Genomic DNA, 18,110 nt, shown 5'->3' with positions numbered 1-18,110 from the left:
AACCGAAAGGTTTATATATTCGAACTTTAAAAGTTTCATATGAAAACAAGCGAGGTGATGAAGATGGTAGCTATCGGTGAAAAGTTTCCAGAGGTTGAGGTAAAAACAACCCATGGAGTGATAAAGCTCCCGGACTACTTTGCAGAAAGGGGCAAGTGGTTCCTTCTTTTCAGCCACCCGGCCGACTTTACCCCGGTCTGCACCACTGAGTTCTACGCTCTACAAAAGAGAATCGATAAGTTCAGAGAGCTCGGTGTTGAGCCAATTGGACTGAGCGTTGACCAAGTATTCAGCCACATCAAATGGATGGAATGGATCAAGGAGAACCTCGGGGAGGAGATAACCTTCCCAGTAATAGCAGACGATAGAGGAGACCTAGCCGATAGGCTCGGCATGATACCAAGCGGTGCCACAATAACTGCCAGAGCGGTCTTTGTTGTTGATGACAAAGGCGTTATCAGGGCAATAGTCTATTACCCAGCCGAAGTTGGTAGGGATTGGGACGAGATTTTAAGGCTCGTCAAGGCCCTGAAGATAAGCACCGAGAAGGGAGTTGCTTTGCCCCACAAGTGGCCCAACAATGAGCTTATAGGTGACAAAGTCATTGTCCCACCGGCCAGTACAGTTGACCAAGTTAAAGAACGCGAGGAAGCGAAGGCCAAGGGCGAGATAGAGTGCTACGACTGGTGGTTCTGCTACAAGAAGCTTGAGTGATCTCTTCTCTTTAATTCTGTCTTTTTCCCAGAGTTTGTTTGCTTTCTTCATCGTTAGGGCTTTAGAAGAAAATTATATAAACCTAATCCATAAACCTTATTATGACGAAAGTCGAACTTTATTGGAAGGGATGGCATATGGTCGAGTTTAAGGAGGATGTTTCTATCGTTTTGGGCGGTGCAGCAGGTCAGGGGATTCAGACAGTTGAGGAAATCCTCACAAGGGTCTTGAAGCTTTCTGGCTACAACGTCTATGCGAACAAAGAGTACATGTCACGGGTTAGGGGTGGAATAAACACCACCGAAATCAGAGTATCATCAAAAAAGGTAAGGGCTTTTGTAAGGAGAATCGATATCCTAATCCCGTTCAAGCGTGGAGTTCTTCCCTGGGTGGAAAAAAGGTTAACAGAAAATACAGTGGTTCTTGGCGAAAAAGAAAACGTTGAGGAGGAATACCTCAGCAGGGTGAACTTCGTTGAAGTGCCTCTCAATGAAATGGCAAAAGGAGTTGGCAGTCCTCTGTATTTAAACACAATAGCAGCGGGAGTTGTGATTGGACTCTTCCACGGGGACTTTGAGGTTTTTGAGGAATATCTGAGGAAAAGATTTGGCAGCAAAGGAGAAGGGGTTGTGTTAAAAAACATTGAAGCCGCCAAGAGAGGTTATGAGCTTGGAGTGAAGCTTTGTGAAGAGGGAACAATTGGAATTGAAGTTAAAAGAGATGAAAACGTTAAGAATGAGCTCCTTTTAAGCGGCACCGAGGCCGTAGCCTTGGGTGCGGTCGCTGGGGGGATGAACTTCCTGAGCTTTTATCCCATGAGCCCCTCCACAGGTGTTGCGGTTTTCTCTGCCCAGCATGCTGAAGACTTTGAGATAATAGTGGAGCAGGTGGAGGATGAGATAGCTGCAATAAACATGGCTCTGGGAGCATGGTTCGCCGGTGCGAGGGGAATGGTAACAACCTCGGGAGGCGGCTTTGCCTTGATGAGCGAAGCCCTAAGTCTGGCTGGAATGGCGGAAAATCCAGTGGTAATTCATCTCGCCCAAAGACCCGGTCCGGCAACGGGATTACCCACAAGAACAATGCAAGGCGACCTGAACCTTGTTCTTTATTCTGGACATGGCGAGTTTCCAAGAATAGTTTTAGCTCCGGGGAGCATTGAGGAGGCTTTTTACCTTACGGCAGAGGCTTTCAATTTAGCTGACAAATACCAAGTGCCCGTTATAATCTTAACGGATCAGTATTTTGTTGACACTTACTACAACCTCCCAGAGCTTGATCTAAGCAAAATCAAAGTGGAAAAATACATTGTCGAGAGCGATGAGGACTACAAGAGGTACAAGCTCACCGAAGACGGCATCTCTCCAAGGAGCATTCCCGGATACGGAAAGGGGGTTGTGGTGGCTAATGGAAACGAACACGACGAGTGGGGAGACATAACTGAAGACGAAGAACTTTCAAGGCTGATGCAGGAGAAAAGGGCAATAAAGAAGCTTGAAACGATAAGGAAAAATGCCATGATGCCGGAACTTGTGGGGAGAGAGGATGCGAAATACGTCATTGTCGCATGGGGTTCAACCTACCATGTGATAAGAGAAGCCCTCGAAGTTCTCAACAGGGAAGACGTAGCGTTTTTACACTTTAAGTGGGTGTATCCTCTGCCCGAGAGGGTCAAAGGTCTCTTGGAGGGCAAAGTGATAGTAGACATCGAGCAAAACGTTACCGCTCAATTTGCAGACCTTTTAAAGAAGGAGTTTGGAGTGGAAGTGCATCACAAGATTTTGAAGTATGATGGAAGACCCTTCTCCGTTGAAGAGATTCTTGATGCTCTTAAGGGGGTGTTAGAATGATTTCTCCGCTTATTTTTGAATCCAAAAGACCCGGAAGCAAGGATATAGCCTGGTGCCCGGGGTGTGGAAACTTCGGTATTAGGAACATTTTGAAGTCTGCTTTTGCTGAACTCAACCTAAGGCCGCAGGATGTTGTCATAATAAGCGGAATCGGCCAAGCTGCAAAGATGCCCCACTACATAAACGCCAACGGTTATCATACACTTCACGGTCGTTCAATTCCAATAGCCACAGCTGTTAAAGCCGCAAATCCGTCTTTGACGGTAATAGCGGAGGGTGGAGATGGAGACATGTACGCTGAAGGAGGCAACCACCTACTCCACGCCATAAGAAGAAACCCGGACATAACGGTTTTAGTCCATAACAACCAGATTTATGGTTTGACTAAAGGCCAAGCTTCTCCAACAACAATGCTGGGGATGAAAACCCCCACTCAACCTTGGGGAGTCTTTGAAGAGCCTTTCAACCCAATAGCTTTAGCAATAGCCCTTGATGCTTCTTTTGTAGCAAGGACTTTTATGGGATACTTTAAGGAGAGCGTGGAGATAATCAAAAAGGCCATCCAGCATAAGGGATTAGCCATAGTGGACATCTTCCACCCATGCGTGAGTTTCAACAAGGTGAACACCTACGAGTGGTACCGCGAGCACACTTACTGGATGAAGGATCACAACCCGTACGATAGGGAGGAGGCATTTAGGAGAGCTATAGAGAGCGATCCCCTCCCGCTGGGAGTGTTCTACATCCACGAAAAGCCAACCTTTGAAGAGCAGGTTCCAGCTTATAAGAAGGACAAGACACCGCTGTGGCAGAGGAAGCCTAAGCTTGAAGAAATTGGAAAAATTTTGGAGGCTAAGAGAACGTTTTGATTTTTATAAATTTTGAGGTGGAGGAAATGCTTGGAGAAAAAGCACCGGATTTTGTGTTGAAAGACCAAAACGGAGAGGAATTTAAGCTTTCGGATTTTAGAGGGAAGAAAGTTCTCCTGTCCTTCCACCCGCTGGCATGGACAGGTATCTGCGAAAAACAGATGAAAGCTCTGGAGGAAAATTACGAAAAATTTGAAAACCTAAACGTTTTTCCGGTAGGTATAAGCGTTGACCCCGTGCCGAGTAAAAAGGCCTGGGCTGAGCATATAGGGCTTAAGAAGCTTAGAATTCTGAGCGACTTTTGGCCCCACGGTAAGGTTGCAAGGCTATACGGGCTTTTTAGAGAAAAGGACGGGATTTCAGAAAGGGCAAACGTTTTGGTGGATGAGGAGGGAAAGATAGTTTTCTACAAAGTTTACCCAATAAGGGAGGTGCCGGATTTAGATGAGATATTCGAGTTTCTGGAAGGGTGAAAAACTTTTTATATTTCTATTTTTAAACTGAATTGGGGTGGTGAAAAAATGCCAAAGGTTTGGATAGAGAAACTTCTTGATACGCCAGAGCTCTACCTTTTGAGGATTGACGACGACAAAATAAAATACTTCGAGGCAACATGGGACATTCCGGAAGGAATAACATACAACGCTTACCTTATGAAGACGGACAGCGCTGTTATTCTTTTTGATGCCTGGAAAAGAGACTACGCTGATGAGTTTCTTGAAGCACTCTCGGGTATAGTTGACCCTAAAGAGATAACCCACATAGTTGTTCATCATACGGAGCCTGATCATAGCGGAGCAATACCAAAAGTTCTTGAGGCCAACGGATACAAGGCAAAAATTATAGGCACCGCATTCGCAAAGAGGCTTTTGGAGACGTTTTATGGTATCAAAGAGAACGTTCATGCAATTGAAGACGGAGAAGAGCTTAAGATTGGCAGCAGGACTTTAAAGTTCATAACGGTTCCATGGCTTCACTGGCCCGATACCATGATAACTTACGTAGTTGAGGACAGGATAATCTTCTCTTGCGATGCTGGAGGAGGTTATTCTATCCCCGAAGCCATAGATGACAGCGACGAAGAGATCGTTGAGAAGTACCTCCCCTACGTTACCAAGTACATAGTTACCGTTATCGGCCACTACCACAAGTACATCGTGGAGAACATTGAGAAGATAAAAGAGCTCGGCATAGTTGATGACGTTAGAATGATTCTTCCGGGGCATGGATTGATATGGCGTAAGAACCCACAGAAGATCTTTGAACACTATGCAAATGTCGGCGCTGGAGTTCCAAAGAAAGGCAAAGTTTTGGTGGTTTACGATTCGATGTACGGCTTCGTTGAGGAGAGCGTTAGAGTGGCAGTTAACGAGCTAGAAAGGCTCGGCTTTACTCCGGTAGTTTACGGATATGCCGACAAAGAGGCTCCAGCGGTGAGCGACATTCTTGGAGAAGTTCCAGACAGTGAAGCCGTTATCATTGGAAGTTCAACATACGAAGCGGGCATACACCCGAGAATAAGGTATCTCCTCTATGAGATGCTCGATAAGGCTAACTATGAAAAGCCTGTTCTTATAATAGGAACATTCGGATGGGCGGGAGTAGCGGGAAGAGAGATAGAGGCACTAATCAAGAGGTCAAAGTTTGACCACGTGGATACAATAGAGGTTAAGGGCAGAACTACGCCAGAAGATGAAGTGAGAATCAGAGAAGGGGTCAGAGAACTCGTTAAAAGGCTCAGAAGGTGAGCCTCATCTTTAATATTATTTTTAGAGGTGCCCTCATGATTGAAAACGCCGTTGAAAAACTGCTAAGTGGAATTAAAGTTGAAGGATTTGAGATATATGCGGAAAAATACCCCGGAAGATTCCCAAACGAGACTCTTCTTGAGATTTTCGTTGAAAGAGGTTCTTTAAGAGACCACCTCCTTTACGCAAGGGTTTATTTTGGTAGGAAGTACTACAGCTCTTGGGTTGAAATATCTTCCATAAATCCGACTCCAGAAGTTGGGCTACTGTACTTTGATTCACCCGTAGAAGAAACCCTGCTGGAGCTTTTTGCGAGTCATTTAAAACCCGGAGAGCATGTCTTTGTCAGTTATGTTGAGGACCTTGAAACCAAAAGGGCTCTCTATTTCGGGGCTCCGGCTCCAACGACAAGGCTCGGCTTTAAGCTTTTTAACCTAGGCTTTACGTGGTTCAAGGACTGGTACTTTCCGGAGGGCTTTAAAGAAGGGGGAGAAAAACTTCAGGCAGAAAAGCCTTTAAACGAGGAGCAAAGACGGGCTCATCTTTTGAACATAAAGAAGGAACTCGAAGAGTTTTTTGATAGGGATGAAGCAAGGGACGAATATCTTTTGGGGGCACTAAAAAGGAGACAGATGCTCTTAAATTCGCTAAACGAACTCATATGAAGATTCCCTGAACAGTATCATAAGCCGGGACAAACCCCTATTGATTCTTCAGAAGAAGTGGAATGGTAAACATTAAATATACCCGCGAGAAAGTCTTTAACGTAGGGGGTGCATCTATGGAAGAAGACATTGTTAAAAGACTGGAAGTCCTTTCTGAAAAGGAAATTTTGGGCTATGCAATAGCCTCTGAAGAAGATGCCAAAGCCTTTTATCTCAAACTTGCTGAGGGAAAGGGCGAGCTTATAGAGAACTTCTTTAAAGACCTTGCAAAGGCGGAAGAAGCCCATAAAACACTTCTTCTGAACCTGTACAGGAAACTCTTCGGAGATGAAAACTACACAGTTCCAGAAGGAATTCCCTTCCTTGAGAGCACTATCAATGCCGTAACATTGGGGACAATGGTTGAGGCCATGAAAACGGCACTGATGAACGAAAAGGTAGCAGAGAGAGTTTACAAACTTCTGGCCAAAAGGCTTCCTGAGCATAAGGCCCTTTTTGACTTCTTGGCAACACAAGAGAGAGCCCATTACAAAGCAATTGAAGTCCACAAGGAATACCTTGAGGGTCTGATGAGAGGAAAGCCGGATTATGCCAATATTCCCGCCCATGTGATATTCAATCAGGTGGAAATCTACTACAAGCCAAGAGTTCTCTGAAGGGAGGCATATGAAGATTGTCATAGTTGGAAATGGACCCGGAGGAGTAGAGCTGGCCAATCAGCTTTCTGGAGAAGAGATAAGCATAGTTGAGCAGGAGAAGGTTCCCCATTACAGTAAACCCATGTTAAGCCATTACATAGCAGGGTTCATTGAGAAGGAAAAGCTCTTCCCGTATTCCCTTGAATGGTACGAAAAGAAAGGAATAGACCTGAATCTGGGAGTAAGGGCGGAGTTAATAGACAGGGCTCGAAAAAGGCTGATAACAAGTGAAGGCGAGATATCCTACGATGTCTTAGTTATAGCCACCGGTGCCAGGCCAAGAGAACCGACTCTTGAGGGCAAGGAGTTTGTACACACCCTTAGAACACTCCAGGATGCCGAGAGGATTAAGGAGCAAATAGAAAGATATGAAGACGTCCTGATACTTGGTGGGGGATTCATCGGCCTTGAGCTTGCCGGGAATCTGGCAAAGGCAGGCTACAAAGTTAAGCTGGTTCACAGAAGGAATAATCTTCTTGGCCTTGATGAAGAGCTCACGAAAATAATAATGGAAAAGCTCGAATGCAATGGTGTAGAGTTTTATCTCAATGCAGATGCATTCAAAGCTGATGAAGGGGGAGTTCTTACGGATAAGGGTTACGTAAATGGAAAAGTTAAGATATGCGCCTTTGGAATCGTTCCCAACAAGGAAATAGCCGTTAAAAGCGGTATTCACGCTGGAAGAGGGATATTGATTGATGACCGCTTTAGAACTTCGGCAAAGGATGTGTATGCGATTGGGGACTGTGCCGAGTACAATGGAATAGTCTGCGGCACCGCAAAAGCCGCCATGGGGCACGCGAGAGTTCTTGCCAACATTTTAAAAGGTAGAGAAGACAGGTATGACTTTGAATTCCGTTCCACAGTTTTTAAATTCGGTGATCTCCCAATAGCCCTGATTGGAAAAACAAGGGGAGAGGGTAAGTGGCTGGATGAGAAGACAAAAGTTTTCCTTGAAGGAGGCAAGATAGTTGGAGCGGTCGTTATGGAGGACATAAGAAAGGCAATTATGCTGGAGAAAAAGATAAAAGCCGGAGTTGGCGTAGAGGAACTGTGATGCCCTTTCCCCATCTTTTAAATTTCGAAGAGAAAACCTTTTATATTTCTCTATCGAAATTAATAATGCCGCTCTGGGGTGATAGGTATGGTCGTTGAAAGAAAAATGACCAAAAAGTTTCTTGAGGAAGCATACGCCGGAGAAAGCATGGCCCATATGAGGTACATGATTTTTGCAGATGTTGCCGAGAAGGAAGGATTTCCAAACATAGCGAAGCTTTTCAGAGCTATAGCCTTTGCTGAACTTGTTCATGCAAGAAATCACTACGAAGCCCTGGGCAACGTTAAAGATACCCCAAGCAACCTTCAAGTTGCTATTGATGGAGAGACGTATGAGGTTGAAGAAATGTACCCTGTTTTCAATAAAGTTGCAGAGTTCCAGGGAGAAAAGGAAGCTGTTAGGAGCACTCACTACGCTTTAGAGGCCGAAAAAATCCATGCCGAGCTTTACAAGAAGGCAAAAGAGTTCGCAGAGCAGAAAAAGGACATAGAGATAAAGAGGGTCTACATCTGCCCAGTTTGCGGATACACGGCAGTTGATGAGGCTCCGGAGTACTGTCCAGTTTGCGGTGCCCCAAGGGATAAGTTCGTGGTGTTTGAGTAGCTCTTTCGTTTTTTGCTCCATTTAGTTCGGAGCGCAAACTTTATAAGGTCAATCTAATAATATTAGGGTGGTGGAAACATGGCGAAGTGGAAGTGCATAGTTTGTGGATACATATACGATGAGGAAGCCGGAGACCCGGACAGTGGAATTGCCCCGGGGACAAAGTTTGAAGAGCTCCCGGATGACTGGGTATGCCCGCTCTGTGGAGCTCCAAAAGACATGTTTGAGAAGATAGATTGAGGTGGTGGAAATGATAAGCGAAACCATAAGAAGTGGAGACTGGAAAGGAGAAAAGCACGTCCCCGTTATAGAGTACGAAAGGGAGGGGGAGCTTGTTAAAGTTAAGGTGCAAGTTGGTAAAGAAATCCCCCATCCAAACACCACCGAGCACCACATCAGATACATAGAGCTTTACTTCCTGCCGGAGGGCGAGAACTTTGTTTACCATGTTGGAAGGGCTGAGTTTACAGCCCATGGGGAGTCTGTAAACGGTCCAAACGCGAGCGACGTATACACGGAGCCCATAGCCTACTTTGTACTCAAGACCAAGAAGAAGGGCAAGCTCTATGCTTTGAGCTACTGCAACATCCACGGCCTCTGGGAGAACGAGGTTCAGCTTGAGTGATTCTCTCCGTAGTTTTCTTTGATGACTTTTCTACTTTTTCTGTTGGTATGCAATTACTTACGGCGTGGGATTTTTGAAGCCTCACCCCACATGAAATCTACCATCAAGAAGTTCTGTTTCACGAAGTTTAAGCGGGCTTCTTCGGTGGCTATTGTGCTCCTCGTCAATGCCATCTCGGGCTACGTTAGAACCCCTCTACATGAGACTTTTATATTCGAGTTAGGGGGTTTGTCACCAGAACCTCAATTTGATGGAAAGATTTTAGTATGAAAAAGCCCTATTAATTAATGTCTTGTTTTTGAAATGGGGTGGAAAAAATGGTGGAGATTGACATGGGGATTCCCCTTGAAAAGGTGAATGAGTTCTCTCTGAAGGAGCTCTTGGGAATGGCCATAAAGGCGGAAATAGGGGCAAGGGAGTTTTACAAAAGCATGGCCGCAAACGTTGATATAGAGACTTTAAGGAAAAAGCTGGAGTTTCTTGCCGGAGAGGAGGAAAAGCACGAGGAATTTTTAAGGAAGCTTTACGCCCAGTGGTTCCCTGGAGAGGAAATAGTGTTCCCCAAGGAACATGTGGGGCCAGAGTTAAAGCCCGTTGCAGAGAAAATCAAAAACGTTCAGGATATTCTTGAGTTGATTAGATGGGCTATGGAAGCTGAGAGGATTGCCAAAGAATTCTATTCTAAGCTTGAAGAGATGACGGAGGACAATGCAAAGAAAGGCCTTCTCAGGTATCTGGCTTCAATGGAAAATACACACTACTTTATCCTGAGAACAGAATACGAGCTCCTATTAGACTGGGAAATGTACAGCCAGATGATGCATGTTGGGCCGTGAAGCCCTTCATTAAGTTTCCTTTTGGTTTCCTCTACACTGTCAGGAAAAGCTTAATAGCCTTCGCTTTTCTATTTCTATACCACCAAGCGAAAGGCTTAATAGTTAGGAAAACCTAACGAACAAGGAGGTGCGAAAAATGCCTGAAAAGTTTGACAAGATATATGACTACTATGTGGACAAAGGCTATGAACCCAGCAAGAAGAGGGATATCATAGCCGTTTTTAGGATAACTCCAGCTGAAGGATACACTATTGAGCAAGCGGCCGGAGGAGTTGCCGCGGAGAGCTCAACCGGAACCTGGACTACCCTCTATCCATGGTATGAGGAGGAAAGGTGGGCGGATCTATCTGCAAAAGCTTACGACTTCCACGACATGGGGGATGGCAGCTGGATAGTTAAGATCGCCTATCCGTTCCACACTTTTGAAGAAGCCAATTTACCGGGACTTCTTGCGAGCATTGCTGGAAACGTCTTTGGAATGAAAAGAGTGAAAGGGCTCCGTCTTGAGGATCTCTACCTGCCCGAGAAAATAATCAGAGAGTTCAACGGACCTGCCTTTGGTATAGAGGGAGTAAGAAAGATGCTTGAAATCAAAGATAGGCCCCTCTACGGTGTGGTTCCAAAGCCAAAGGTCGGCTATTCACCGGAGGAGTTTGAGAAGCTTGCCTATGAGCTCCTTTCAAACGGTGCCGACTACATGAAGGACGATGAAAATCTTACAAGCCCGTGGTACAACCGCTTCGAGGAGAGAGCAGAGATAATGGCGAGAATAATTGAAAAAGTCGAGAACGAAACCGGGGAAAAGAAGACGTGGTTCGCCAACATTACTGCGGACATAAGGGAAATGGAAACCAGACTTGAGCTCCTTGCAGACCTTGGTCTCAAGCACGCGATGGTCGATGTTGTCATAACCGGCTGGGGTGCTCTGGAATACATAAGGGATTTGGCTGAAGATTATGGTCTCGCTATACACGGCCACAGGGCGATGCACGCTACCTTCACGAGGAACCCATATCACGGCATCTCAATGTTCGTCCTTGCTAAGCTCTACAGGTTAATAGGCATCGACCAGCTCCACGTTGGAACTGCTGGTGCTGGAAAGCTCGAAGGTGGCAAGTGGGACGTTATTCAAAACGCCAGAATCTTAAGGGAAACCCATTACAAGCCCGATGAAAACGACGTCTTCCACCTTGAGCAGAAGTTCTACGGCATAAGAGCAGCATTCCCGACCAGCTCCGGTGGATTACATCCGGGCAACTTGCCAGCGGTCATAGAGGCTTTAGGAACCGACGTTGTCCTCCAGCTCGGCGGGGGAACCCTCGGTCACCCTGACGGACCCGCCGCTGGAGCGAGGGCAGTCAGGCAGGCTATAGATGCCATAATGCAGGGAATTGCTTTGGAGGAGTACGCGAAGACACACAAGGAGCTCGCAAGGGCATTAGAAAAGTGGGGTCACGTGACCCCGGTTTGATTTTTCCACAAACTTTATATATTTTCTTCGCTTAACTTTTAGTTAGGGTGACCTAATTATGTTAGAGAACTTCATAACGTCACTGAGCACTTACCTTCTTGCGGTTTCAAATGGTAGCTTGATGATGGTTGCTTTTTATGCGGGTCTTTTTGTGGCTTTAATGACAACTCTTGGCTCTCTACTTGCGATAATATCCCATAGGATGCCTGACTGGGGAATGGACTTTAGCTTATCATTCGCCGCTGGAGTAATGATCGTTGCGAGCTTTACGAGTTTAATACTCCCGGGGATTGAAGCTGCTGATGGCTTTACACCGGCTGGAGTGGGGATTTTGCTCGGCATACTCCTCATATACGCTATCGACCGCTTTGTACCTCATGAGCACCTTGTCAAGGGCTACGAGGGACCAGAAGAACTTAAGGATAAGCTGAGGGTCGTTTGGCTGATAGTATTGGCGGTCATAATACACAACCTTCCCGAAGGCCTGGCCGTTGGGACTTCCATTGTGTTTGACCTAAAGACAGGAGTTGTGACGGCAATAGCCATTGGTATACAGGACTTCCCCGAGGGGACAGTTGTTTCATTGCCCCTTGCGACCCTTCAAAAGAAAAGGTTTCAGCCCATTCTGATGGGTGCTCTAAGTGGAGTTGCGGAATGGGTCATGGTTCTTGTGGGGGCGTTTTTCTTCACCATATTCCATGGTTTGCTCCCCTATGGTCTCGGACTTGCCGGTGGAGCTATGCTCTACGTTACCGTGAAGGAGATGATTCCGGAGATTTACAAACACGAAGAGAATGAACTTTTGGTAACTGCAGGCTTCTTTTTGGGCTTTTATGTAATGCTTTTCCTTGACTCAATGCTCGGTTAGTTCGAATTCTGTACTTTTGTTTTTAATTTTTCGAAAACTTTATTAGAGAGACCGAACAATTAAATATCGGTGTGTAAGGATGAACAGAATTGGTGCATTGGCTTTAGCTGGTTTGATTGTAGTCGCTTTTTTAAGCGGTTGCATCGGCCAGAAGGAGGAGGTTCCCACTATAGTGATAGGTTCCAAGCCCTTTAACGAGCAGTACATCTTAGCCCACATGATAGCTCTTCTCCTTCAGGAGAACGGCTTCAAGGCAGAGGTTAAGGAGGGTCTCGGCGGAACCCTCGTCAACTACGAGGCGTTAAAACGGGGCCAGATTCACGTCTATGTAGAATATACCGGAACAGCCTACAACAACATCCTAAAGCTTGAGCCTCCTGAAAAGTGGGACCCCGACTACGTCTATGAGAGGAGCAAGGAGGAGATGTTAAAGCGCGATGGTATTCTAACCCTCGTAAAGCTCGGCTTTAGGGATGACTACGCGATAGCCGTTAAGAAAGAATTTGCAGAGAAGAACAACTTAGAAAAACTCAGTGATCTTGCTCCATACGCACCTGAGATGACATTAGGAACCGACCCGGAGTTCGCAACGAGACCGGACGGCCTGCCGAGGATTAAGGAGGTCTACGGCTTCACCTTTGGGGAAGTAAAGCAGATGGAGCCAACGCTTATGTACGAGGCAATAAAGAACGGACAGGTTGATGCGATTTCAGCGTACACGACCGATGCGAGGGTTGACTTATTCGGCCTCAAAATCCTCGAGGACGATAAAGGAGCTCTACCCCCTTACGATGCCGTGATTTTAATAAAGAAGGAGTTCGCCGACAAATATCCGGAAGTAGTGGAGGTCCTCAAGAAGCTCGGGGGGCTCATTGACACCGACACCATGCGCGCTCTAAACTACCAGTACGACGTAGAAAAGAAGGATGCGAGGGAAATAGCGGGGGAGTTTTTAATTGAGAAAGGCCTCCTTAAGGGCTGATTCCTTTTTCTTTATGGTGATTGAAATGCTCTTCGAAAGAATAGAAACCGTCGAGCTCAGAGATGTTACAAAAAGATACGGAGATTTCACGGCTGTCGATCATGTCAATCTCGAGATCATAGGCGGTGAGCTTTTAATACTCATAGGGCCAAGCGGCTCCGGCAAAACCACTCTTCTGCGAACTATAAACCGCCTTGTGGAGCCAGATGAGGGGGAGATTTTTATCAATGGGCGAAACATTGGGGAGTTTGATGTTGTAAAACTCAGGAGGAGCATTGGTTACGTTATCCAGCAGATAGGACTCTTTCCCCACATGACCGTGAGAGATAACATAGGGCTTCTTTTGAAACTGGAGGGCCGGAGTGAGGAAGAGATTGATAAGAGGGTTAAAGAGCTCTTGAACCTTGTGGCCCTTCCTGAAGACTTCGCCACTCGTTATCCTCACCAGCTAAGCGGTGGTCAACAGCAGAGGGTTGGCCTCGCGAGGGCCCTCGCTCTAAACCCCCCTCTTCTGTTGATGGATGAGCCCTTCGGCGCTTTAGATCCAATCTTGAGGAAACAACTTCAGGAAGAGTTCTTGAGAATAAAAGAAGTTCTCGGGAGGACCATTGTTTTCGTAACCCACGACATAGAGGAGGCCTTCAAGCTCGGGGATAGAATAGCGATAATGAGAGACGGAAAGCTCATCCAGATCGGCTATCCTGATGAGCTCGTCCTCAATCCAGCGGATGAGTTCGTCGCTAAGTTAGTTAATGCGGACAAGAAGTTCAAGCATCTCGACACCCTGAAGGTGAAAGACCTCATGGTGGATGCCGGGAAATACACGGTGGAAGTGCAGAGAAAGGACGAGTTGCTCCAGTGGATGAAAGATAGAAACCTTGAATTTGCAGTTATGGTGGAAAAAGGGGCACTTAAAGGGGTTACGGATTTAAAATCTCTATTAAAGTCGCAGGATTTAGAGGAAGCTCTCATGGAGCCCCTTGTATTTTCTCCCGGTGATTCACTCGCTTCCGCCCTGGCTGAGATGAAACGCAGGAATGCCTTTCTTGGAGTTGTAGTTGAGAGGGAAAAGCCCATTGGCATTTTACTTGCTAATGAAGTTCTTTTAAAGCTCTTGTGAGGGTCTCCAATGGACATTAGATGGGTATGGGAGAGCCAGAACCTCACCCAAAGAACGCTTGAGCACCTCCGCATGTTCGGAATAGCGCTGGGTCTGGCCCTCGTTATTGGCATCTCTTTAGGTTTTGTGCTCTACAGGCGGCCGAAGCTGGCTCCAATAGCGTTCAACGTCCTGAACATCCTTGAGACGGTGCCAACGCTCGCACTCCTCGTCCTTCTCCTTCCCCTCCTCGGCCTCGGGGAGAAGCCCACCATAGCGGCTTCCGTTCTCTATTCCATCCTCCCCATAGCGAGGAACACCTATACCGGGCTGACGAGCGTTGAGAGGAGCTACATCGAGGTGGCCGAAGCGATAGGGCTGAGTGAGATGGAGATACTCCTTAAGGTCCGCTTTCCCCTGGCTTTACCGCTCATAGCCGCAGGAATAAGGATAGCGGTTGTTTTTACCATGGGCGTCGTTACACTCGGTGGCCTTATAGCGGCCGGCGGCCTTGGGGCGCCGATACAGACGGGCATACATCTCTATGATAGGAACATAATCATAGTCACCGGTTTGTGGGTTGGGATTCTTGCATTAATACTGGATGGGGTTGCTGCATTGATAGAACGCTATCTGAGGGATCGCTATGGTAGGCGTTGAAAGGGTTCTTGGGGCCTTTGGGGAGCACCTCGTTTTGACTTATGCTTCCCTCTTCCTGAGCATAGCGGTTGGGATACCCTTAGCTATACTCTCACTCAAGAGCAAAAGGTTAGCCTCATTTATAACCGGCTTCGCCAACCTTGTCCAGGCTATACCGAGCTTTGCCGTTGTTGCCATAGTGGTTCCCCTCCTCGGGATAGGCTTCACTCCCGCGGTTTTCGCAATATTCCTCCGGGCACTTCTCCCCATAGTCAAGAACACCTACGTGGGGCTTAGTGAAGTGGATGAAGCGATGATAGACGCTGCCCGGGGAATTGGGCTCACTGAGTGGGAGATCATAAGGTACGTCCGCTTTCCACATGCTTATCCAGCGATGTTCGCGGGGATAAAGTTCGCCGCTGTTCTGGCCAACTCGATAGCGATATTGACGGCTATAATCGGCTCAGGGGGGCTGGGGAGTCTGGTCTTTGAGGGCTTGGCCAGCTTCAACACGGACAAAATCCTTGCCGGCTCGATCCCGGCCATAATGATGGCGGTGTTTATTGATATCAGCTTTTCCTACCTCGAAAAGAGGGTTACTCCAAAGGGAATAGGAGGTGGGTGATGTGAGGATTGTTATAGGGGCAAAGCCCTTCAACGAGCAGAGAATCCTCGCCCATGTGATCGGAAAGCTCCTGAAAAGGGAAGGCTTTGAGTACGAGGTGAGGGTGAGCGAACCGAGGCTGGAGGCAAACATCGAGGCGCTTGAAAAGGGGGAGATAAACATCTATGTGGAATACACAGGAACGGCTTACAACGCCCTTCTTAAGCTCCCGCCAATGGAGGAGTGGGACGAGGAAAGAGTCTTTGAAGCCGTGAGAGAGGGCTTCAGAGAGAGGGGAATAGAGGTAATCGCGAGGCTCGGCTTCAGGAACGACTTTGCGCTCGCGGTAAAGAAAGAGCTGGCGGAGGGTGAAGGGCTGAAGAGGATAAGCGACCTCGCGAGGATATCGAAAAGCCTCACCTTCGCCTGTCCCGCCCCCTACATCGAGAGGCCCGATGGTTTGCCGAGGCTTAGAGAAGTTTACGGCCTTGAGTTCGGGAAGATAAAGCCCCTTATGCCCCGGGAGATGTATGAAGCCATATCGAAGGGCGAAGTAGATGTGATCACGGCCTTCACAACCGATGCGAGGGTTGACGCCTACAGGCTTGCTCTCCTTGAGGACGATAAAAAGGCCATACCGCCCTACGAGGCCATCATAATAGCCAGAGGGCTTCCCAAGGGAGCAGTGAAGGCGTTGAAGGCGCTGGAAGGCAGGATAAGCACCGAAACTATGAGGAGGCTCAACCACATGCTTGACTTCGGAGGAAAGAAGGAAGAGGACATAGCGGAGGAATTTCTGGTCAGTCTCGGTGTTTAAACGCTGGGGGGATTTGTAATGACAACCTACAACCTTAGGGATAAAGTTGCAATCGTTACAGGTGGGGGGCAGGGCATCGGTGCGGCAATAGCCCAGCTTTTCGCCGAAAACGGGGCGAAAGTGGTGATAGCGGAGATAGACGAAGAAGCCGGAAAGGAAAGGGAGGCAATGCTCCGCGAGAGGGGCCTTGAGGTGACCTTCATAAAGACAGATGTTGCCGACGAGGAGTCGGTAAAGAACATGATCAAAAAAACCGTCGAGCTCTACGGGGGAGTTGACATACTCGTCAACAATGCAGCGATAATGTCCGTCAAGAGTATTTTTGAAAGAACGCTCGAAGAGTGGGAGAGGGTAATAAGGGTGAACCTTACCGGGCCATACATATGCTCGCGCTATGCAGCAGAGGAGATGATAAAGCGCGGAGGGGGAGTTATCATCAACATCGCGAGCACAAGGGCTTTAATGTCCGAGCCGGACACGGAGCCATATTCCGCTTCCAAAGGTGGCCTTCTGGCATTAACGCACTCCTTAGCTATAAGCCTCGCGAAGTATCGAATCAGGGTGGTGGCCGTAAGCCCGGGCTGGATAGAGACGTCGCGCTGGAAGAAGTCAAAACTGCGCTCCGAGCCAAATCTTAGACCCATAGACCACGAGCAGCACCCGGCTGGAAGGGTTGGAGAGCCAATGGACATAGCCCACATATGTGCTTTTTTGGCCGATAATGAAAAGGCCGGCTTTATAACGGGCGTTAACTTCGTCGTTGACGGCGGAATGACGGTCAAGATGATCTACGCGGAGTGATAAGCTGGAAAAACTATAAATACACCATTGTCGTACCAGATAGTTAGGTGATGTACATGGATGACAAGTTTAGGTCGCTGAAAAGGCTCAACATGATAGCGGGAGTGTTTCACCTGATACAGGGTGTTCTCATACTCCTGCTTTCCAGCGATTTCGCCGTTACCGTAACCCGAAACTACCTTAAGTTTGACGAGGCCACTAGGAACCTCCTAACGGTAACGGAGAACCTCTTTGAGGTCAAGCTGGTGTATCTCATAGCCCTCTTCCCGTTCCTAACGGCTTTGGCCCATCTCGCGGTTTCAACGGTGCTCTTTGATTCCTACAGGAGGAACCTCTCGAAGGGCATCAACCCCTACCGCTGGGCCGAGTACTCGGTGACCTCCTCAATCATGGTGGTCATCATAGCCCTCCTCGTCGGCATCTCGGACATAGGAGCTTTGATTCTCATCTTCTCAATCAACGCGGCCATGATATTCTTCGGCTACCTCATGGAGCTCCTCAACCAGTACACCGAGAAGGTTAACTGGAGTCCCTTCATCTTCGGTTCCTTCACGGGGATAATGCCGTGGGTAGTGATATTCATGACAATTCTCCGCTCAAACCCGCCGGGCTTCGTGATATGGATATTCGTCAGCATAGCGGTGTTCTTCAACCTCTTCCCGCTCAACATGGTACTCCAGTACAAGAAGTGGGGCAAATGGGCGGACTATCTCCACGGCGAGAAGGTATACATAATACTGAGCCTCGTCTCGAAGACCATACTCGTGTGGCAGGTCTACGCTGGAACTCTCCAGCCTTGAGGTTTTATTTTTGAATTTGGGTTTTTGCTTATTCCAAGGTGATAGCATGTGGTTCGCGGTCCTTTCGTCAAAGGAAGTTGGGAAAAAGCCCGTAGGTGTTAGAAGGCTCGGTAAAGACATAGTTTTCTGGAGGGACAGCAAAGGGAAAGTTCACGCCCTTGAGGACTTCTGCGTGCACAGGAGGGGGGGCTTTCTGCAGGAAAGGTGGTTTGGTAAGGCTCATCCCGGCGCTCGGAAGGAACTACAAAGTTCCCGAAAAGTTCAGGGTCAAGACCTACCACGTTGCCGAAAAAGCCGGCATGGTGTGGCTATCTTGAGTTCATATTCCCAAACGTCTGGCAGAACCACATAAGCGATGGGACGA

At 47.6% G+C, this 18,110-nt stretch carries 21 protein-coding genes and 1 pseudogene; all 22 read left to right on the top strand.

Annotated features, from left to right (window positions below; genetic code table 11):
* Positions 1-63: 63 nt before the first annotated feature.
* Positions 64-714, top strand: coding sequence for a peroxiredoxin (locus ADU37_RS09625; RefSeq protein WP_058947377.1), 651 nt, complete (start codon positions 64-66; stop codon positions 712-714).
* A gap of 137 nt (positions 715-851) precedes the next feature.
* Positions 852-2,564 (top strand): 2-oxoacid:acceptor oxidoreductase subunit alpha, encoded by a 1,713-nt coding sequence (locus ADU37_RS09620; protein ID WP_058947376.1) that lies wholly within the window; start codon positions 852-854, stop codon positions 2,562-2,564.
* Positions 2,561-3,433, top strand: coding sequence for a thiamine pyrophosphate-dependent enzyme (locus ADU37_RS09615; protein WP_058947375.1), 873 nt, complete (start codon positions 2,561-2,563; stop codon positions 3,431-3,433). Before ADU37_RS09620 ends, ADU37_RS09615 begins: the two co-directional genes overlap by 4 nt.
* 26 nt (positions 3,434-3,459) lie before the next feature.
* Entirely contained in the window at positions 3,460-3,906 is a 447-nt protein-coding gene (locus tag ADU37_RS09610; protein ID WP_058947374.1) for a peroxiredoxin, read from the top strand.
* Positions 3,907-3,954: 48 nt separating this feature from the next.
* Positions 3,955-5,181, top strand: a complete 1,227-nt coding sequence (locus ADU37_RS09605) for an FprA family A-type flavoprotein (protein WP_058947373.1) — start codon at positions 3,955-3,957, stop codon at positions 5,179-5,181.
* Between the two features lie 35 nt (positions 5,182-5,216).
* A complete protein-coding gene (locus tag ADU37_RS09600; protein WP_058947372.1) occupies positions 5,217-5,846 on the top strand; it encodes a DUF1122 family protein in 630 nt (209 codons plus the stop codon).
* 116 nt (positions 5,847-5,962) lie between these two features.
* Entirely contained in the window at positions 5,963-6,502 is a 540-nt protein-coding gene (locus tag ADU37_RS09595; protein ID WP_058947371.1) for a ferritin family protein, read from the top strand.
* A 10-nt stretch (positions 6,503-6,512) separates the two neighbouring features.
* Positions 6,513-7,601, top strand: coding sequence for an NAD(P)/FAD-dependent oxidoreductase (locus ADU37_RS09590; protein WP_058947370.1), 1,089 nt, complete (start codon positions 6,513-6,515; stop codon positions 7,599-7,601).
* Between the two features lie 87 nt (positions 7,602-7,688).
* A complete protein-coding gene (locus ADU37_RS09585) occupies positions 7,689-8,204 on the top strand; it encodes a rubrerythrin family protein (RefSeq protein WP_058947369.1) in 516 nt (171 codons plus the stop codon).
* Between the two features lie 78 nt (positions 8,205-8,282).
* Entirely contained in the window at positions 8,283-8,444 is a 162-nt protein-coding gene (gene rd / locus ADU37_RS09580; RefSeq protein ID WP_058947368.1) for a rubredoxin, read from the top strand.
* Between the two features lie 10 nt (positions 8,445-8,454).
* Positions 8,455-8,829 carry a superoxide reductase SorA gene (gene sorA / locus ADU37_RS09575; RefSeq protein ID WP_058947367.1) on the top strand — a complete coding sequence of 125 codons (375 nt, stop codon included), beginning with the start codon at positions 8,455-8,457 and terminating at the stop codon, positions 8,827-8,829.
* 317 nt (positions 8,830-9,146) lie between these two features.
* Entirely contained in the window at positions 9,147-9,665 is a 519-nt protein-coding gene (locus ADU37_RS09570; protein ID WP_058947366.1) for a ferritin family protein, read from the top strand.
* Between the two features lie 136 nt (positions 9,666-9,801).
* Positions 9,802-11,136, top strand: coding sequence for a type III ribulose-bisphosphate carboxylase (gene rbcL / locus ADU37_RS09565; protein WP_058947365.1), 1,335 nt, complete (start codon positions 9,802-9,804; stop codon positions 11,134-11,136).
* Positions 11,137-11,194: 58 nt separating this feature from the next.
* On the top strand, positions 11,195-12,004 hold the full coding sequence (locus ADU37_RS09560; protein ID WP_058947364.1) for a ZIP family metal transporter: 810 nt from the start codon (positions 11,195-11,197) through the stop codon (positions 12,002-12,004).
* A gap of 79 nt (positions 12,005-12,083) precedes the next feature.
* The gene (locus ADU37_RS09555) at positions 12,084-12,986 is read left to right on the top strand and encodes a glycine betaine ABC transporter substrate-binding protein (RefSeq protein ID WP_058947363.1); all 903 of its coding nucleotides are present in this window, start codon (positions 12,084-12,086) and stop codon (positions 12,984-12,986) included.
* Between the two features lie 25 nt (positions 12,987-13,011).
* On the top strand, positions 13,012-14,106 hold the full coding sequence (locus tag ADU37_RS09550) for an ABC transporter ATP-binding protein (RefSeq protein ID WP_144433256.1): 1,095 nt from the start codon (positions 13,012-13,014) through the stop codon (positions 14,104-14,106).
* A gap of 9 nt (positions 14,107-14,115) precedes the next feature.
* Positions 14,116-14,745, top strand: coding sequence for an ABC transporter permease (locus ADU37_RS09545; RefSeq protein ID WP_058947362.1), 630 nt, complete (start codon positions 14,116-14,118; stop codon positions 14,743-14,745).
* Positions 14,732-15,349 (top strand): ABC transporter permease, encoded by a 618-nt coding sequence (locus ADU37_RS09540; RefSeq protein WP_058947361.1) that lies wholly within the window; start codon positions 14,732-14,734, stop codon positions 15,347-15,349. Before ADU37_RS09545 ends, ADU37_RS09540 begins: the two co-directional genes overlap by 14 nt.
* Position 15,350: 1 nt before the next feature.
* Positions 15,351-16,145, top strand: a complete 795-nt coding sequence (locus tag ADU37_RS09535) for a glycine betaine ABC transporter substrate-binding protein (RefSeq protein ID WP_058947360.1) — start codon at positions 15,351-15,353, stop codon at positions 16,143-16,145.
* 18 nt (positions 16,146-16,163) lie between these two features.
* Complete coding sequence (locus ADU37_RS09530; protein WP_058947359.1) at positions 16,164-16,946, top strand: SDR family oxidoreductase; 783 nt, start codon at positions 16,164-16,166, stop codon at positions 16,944-16,946.
* A gap of 56 nt (positions 16,947-17,002) precedes the next feature.
* Positions 17,003-17,746, top strand: coding sequence for a heliorhodopsin HeR (gene heR / locus ADU37_RS09525; RefSeq protein WP_058947358.1), 744 nt, complete (start codon positions 17,003-17,005; stop codon positions 17,744-17,746).
* A 46-nt stretch (positions 17,747-17,792) separates the two neighbouring features.
* Positions 17,793-17,873 (top strand): annotated as a pseudogene (locus ADU37_RS11895) (hypothetical protein); the annotation flags it as partial.
* Between the last annotated feature and the right edge of the window lie 237 nt (positions 17,874-18,110).

Origin of the sequence: Thermococcus sp. 2319x1, assembly GCF_001484685.1 — an archaeon.
Classification (GTDB): Archaea; Methanobacteriota_B; Thermococci; order Thermococcales; family Thermococcaceae; genus Thermococcus_A.
Note: the sequence above shows the minus strand (reverse complement) of the source record. Positions and strands in the feature narration are given on the sequence as shown.